5 protein-coding genes are annotated in these 3,590 nt (G+C 37.3%); 2 read left to right on the top strand and 3 right to left on the bottom strand.

The window, feature by feature from the left end; translation table 11 throughout:
• Nucleotides 1-624 precede the first annotated feature (624 nt).
• Together ACHAL6_RS15460 and ACHAL6_RS15455 are read left to right on the top strand one after the other, a co-directional pair.
• The gene (locus ACHAL6_RS15460) at nt 625-1,152 is read left to right on the top strand and encodes a replication/maintenance protein RepL (protein WP_395271549.1); all 528 of its coding nucleotides are present in this window, start codon (nt 625-627) and stop codon (nt 1,150-1,152) included.
• Between the two features lie 3 nt (nt 1,153-1,155).
• Nucleotides 1,156-1,356: a hypothetical protein gene (locus tag ACHAL6_RS15455; RefSeq protein ID WP_395271548.1), complete on the top strand. Its 201-nt coding sequence runs from the start codon at nt 1,156-1,158 to the stop codon at nt 1,354-1,356.
• A gap of 136 nt (nt 1,357-1,492) precedes the next feature.
• Here the strand turns inward: ACHAL6_RS15455 and ACHAL6_RS15450 are convergent, their stop codons facing one another.
• The 3 genes from ACHAL6_RS15450 to mobC all read right to left on the bottom strand — a co-directional run.
• Complete coding sequence (locus ACHAL6_RS15450; protein WP_395271547.1) at nt 1,493-2,140, bottom strand: hypothetical protein; 648 nt, start codon at nt 2,138-2,140, stop codon at nt 1,493-1,495.
• 264 nt (nt 2,141-2,404) lie between these two features.
• The gene (locus tag ACHAL6_RS15445; RefSeq protein ID WP_395271546.1) at nt 2,405-3,400 is read right to left on the bottom strand and encodes a relaxase/mobilization nuclease domain-containing protein; all 996 of its coding nucleotides are present in this window, start codon (nt 3,398-3,400) and stop codon (nt 2,405-2,407) included.
• A partial coding sequence (mobC, locus tag ACHAL6_RS15440) for a plasmid mobilization relaxosome protein MobC (protein WP_395271545.1) occupies nt 3,367-3,590 on the bottom strand: 224 nt, incomplete at its 5' end. The genes mobC and ACHAL6_RS15445, both read right to left, overlap by 34 nt.

The following is a 3,590-nucleotide window of genomic DNA, read 5'->3' as shown; positions in this document are numbered from 1 at the left end:
GGATAAGAAAGACGAAACATCCCTACGGGAGTTTCTGCCATGAGGGGGGTATCCCCCCTAACGCCCCCCATTCACTCGCCGTTGGGCGAAAGGAAGATTCTTTCTGAATCTCCCTTCCAGGGAAAGTGTGACACGCTTCATTTCATCAAGGACTACTCGAAAAAGTACCTTTTTCTCCGTTCCTCCTTGACTCCATTCTCGCTTTCACATCCCTATCCAGAAAGACAGATCAATCTAAGATCAGGGGCATACGTAGACCACAGAGAGGGAGTTGTGTTTTCGCAGAAAACCCACTCGCTCGATCGTGGTGTTCAGGGGGGGTGAATCGTCAGAGAGGGGGGGATGAAATCCACCCTTTATAAAAGTCTCAAAAAACCCTTATAAAGAGATAGAGAAGTTTTTCCCCTCAAATATGGATGAAAACATTGAGTATCAGTAAATATCGAATTTTTGACTATTCATGCCACACGTGACAACTATTCATGCCACACGTGATAAGTGTTCATGCCACACGTGACAACTATTCATCAAAAATAATGAATAGTTGAATATTGACACTCATAAAGTTATCATCTATAATAATGAATAGTATTAACTTTATTCAATTAAAGAGGGGGATTAAGGATGCCAAAAATCAACCAATCTATCGAGACTAATTTCGTTGATGTGAATGGGGAGATTTATGCTCAAAGCACGAAGAAAGTCTTATCATGGGGAACGGAACCACCATTTATTAAGCTCTATCTTCAGGACATTCTTTATCTTTCTGATATTCCTAATAAGCATGAGAGAGTTCTTTATGAGCTTTTAAAGAGAGTAACTTATGCTGGTGAGACAAATGGAATGGAAGTTGTAATAAACTCAGCTTTAAAAAGACGAATTGCAGAAGAATTAGGATTTAAAAACATCGGATCTATTAGTAATGCTATAACTGATTTAGTAAAAGGTAAAATCATCATCAGAAGAGATACAGGAATTTATCAATTTAATCCTTATTTCTTCGGAAAAGGTGATTGGCAAGATATAGCTAAACTAAGGCTTGAAGTCAACTATGATGAGATAAGAGGACGAACATTTAAGACAACGTGTGAGTTTCACGATGAGTTGAAAAAAGAAACCGAAGCACTTCTTAAAAATGGCACAGAGGGGTAAAGCATGATAAAAGGTATGGAGAATTTCAATCCGGAGATCCAGGAGAAGATCCTTGAGATCTATGAAATGCAGATGGATGCTTTTGGTGGGAAAATCAAAGGGCATGAACTGAAAGAAGTGTTTATTCAAGATGATCTGCCTTGTGTCAGGTTTGAAAATGGAGATTGGTATCACTATCAGCTCGATTCTAAGACTTGGTTTTAAATTTGACAATGTGGGAAGTGATTTCCCGTTTATAAAAAAAGGCACCCCTTTGAGGGTGCTTTTCTTTATTTCTTTTTCTTTTTTCTCGGTGAGATTTCTTTCAAGTCGTGGCTTTATGACCTATAATTCACTGGATTTACATATTCCATACTAATCGTAATTGATTATACCTATTTATTTCTGTTCTTAGCCATGCATTGTATGAACCCACCACAATACCATATTGAATTACAACGTAATCTAATTCTCCAATAGCTGATGCAGGTAAGCTACTAACCGCTGCAGGTCGAATTATACGAGATGATTGTGATGTTGCTTGTCCCAATGGAACAACATAGTGAAAAGAGTGGATAGAATCTATTTGATTATTTAACCAATCCAATTGATAAGTTAATTCCATCACTCCAATATTCTTTCTAGGATTTAGAGTAGCTGTGGTAGGGATGCTACCGCCAGACCATGGTGAACTTCCAGAAGCAAAAGGTTGAATAATAGTATTAGTTATAGGTATGGCGATTTGCAAACTGATAATAGTTTCCCCATCATTATAAATTTCATTATTCCCCACTTTTAATTTATCCATATCAATTGTTGCTGTTTGAATTTTTTCTAATTTATTAGTTGTACTTGAGTAAGCAAAACTGCTAGTAATTTCAGATTCTATTCTATTGGGCTCATATAATTTCAATTTCTCAGTAGCTGAAACACCTAAGTTGACTCCTAAAACTAATGTAAAAAATAGTAATAATTGTAGTGTTCTACTTAATAATTTGATTTTTTTCATGATGATATTCCCCTTTCTCTAGCAACAATTATTTCTTCATATAGAATCGAAGAGCTTTGGTTATTACATATATTCCATATATAGCAACCAGTTTTAAAATAATTTCAATAATTATTATGAATAGGCTTAAATATCTAGCATTAATAGCATTTAACTCCAAAATATCCCCCCCTTTTTTCTTATGATATTATGTATATAATATCATAGATTTGTTATAAAAATAACAAAAAAAAACGATTTAAACATTAATATCATCTCTTGGTTTTAATCGCCTATTTCAAAGGCTTTTGAAAGGGATTTAGGTTCTAAAGCAGGTGAATCATTACTACGTGCTGCGAGCTGATCTCTCTTCAGATCTCCCATGATTTCCGACAGATCATCAAACTCTTTTTGGAGTTCTGGTGAATGATCTACCTCAAATGCTTTTCCCTTTGCCGTATAGAGATTCTTTATCTCCGATACGGTATATGGTTTCTCTCTGGATTCATTGAGCTTATCTAGGATCTCGGAAGACTTTTTCGATAATCTCTCAAATGGGCGATTTTCAATGGAAAACTGGATTGATTCTTTCTCAAAGAGAAGTCCTAACTTCTTTCCACTGACAGCTTTTCCGGTTTCAGGGTGCTTATAGCTGATGTAGTCATTCTTCCCTTCCTTGACCGTAATATTGTGGTTCTTCTGGAGATTGATTTTGAAATCCTCAAAGGTTGTTGCTGTTTTGCTTTCAGCGACGATTGCAGATCTCAACTCTTTCTTCCAAGAGATCTGTCCCTTTTTCAGGACTTCTCTTTCTGCAAGGGTATATCTGATTTCTGCAGAAGGCTTTTCCACCACGCTTAAACCATAGGATTTACATAACTGATCACTCTGCTCTCTCATTTTTTCAATGGACTTTCGAGCGTTGAAATGCAGTTTCTTACCGTCCTCGATATTTACAGAATTGATGATGATGTGGTTATGGATGTGGTGCTTATCAGTATGCGTATATACCACAGCTTCATGATCAGGAGCCAGTTTTTCAGCTAATTTCTGTCCGATTTCATTGGCTTGTCGTGAGGTTGTCTCTCCTGGTTTAAAGGATTGAATTACATGGTGAGCCTGTACCTCGTCATTCTTGCCCCAGAGGTTTCTGGTAGTGGAGAATTGACTTCTCACATAGTTCGGATCACATTTCACTCCGGAACGTTCCTCGGCTTTCTTTTCGGCATAGGTAATCAATCTATTGGCTACTTTTGTAGTTCCATGCTTAATAGTTGCCATATGGCACTCAACTCCCTCTCTATGCCCTCTAATTCGCCCTTAGAAGGGTTTATCCCTTGATTAAGGTGTTTAGCTATCTGATTCACGTTACCGCCTATCCTACGAAGCTCTGTGGCGATTTCTCTGGCACCGGTGAGATCTATCTTAGGAGTAGTCGCTTTTAATCCTTGTGCCTTTCTTTTCACCATTG

Origin of the sequence: Proteiniclasticum sp. C24MP (genome assembly GCF_043951855.1) — a bacterium.
GTDB lineage: Bacteria > Bacillota > Clostridia > Clostridiales > Clostridiaceae > Proteiniclasticum.
Note: the sequence above shows the minus strand (reverse complement) of the source record. Positions and strands in the feature narration are given on the sequence as shown.

Bases quoted from the DNA above. Each gene is read 5' to 3' on its own strand.
- ACHAL6_RS15460 (WP_395271549.1), top strand. From the start codon at position 625: ATGCCAAAAATCAACCAATCTATCGAGACTAATTTCGTTGATGTGAAT.
- ACHAL6_RS15455 (WP_395271548.1), top strand. From the start codon at position 1,156: ATGATAAAAGGTATGGAGAATTTCAATCCGGAGATCCAGGAGAAGATC.
- ACHAL6_RS15450 (WP_395271547.1), bottom strand. From the start codon at position 2,140: ATGAAAAAAATCAAATTATTAAGTAGAACACTACAATTATTACTATTT.
- ACHAL6_RS15445 (WP_395271546.1), bottom strand. From the start codon at position 3,400: ATGGCAACTATTAAGCATGGAACTACAAAAGTAGCCAATAGATTGATT.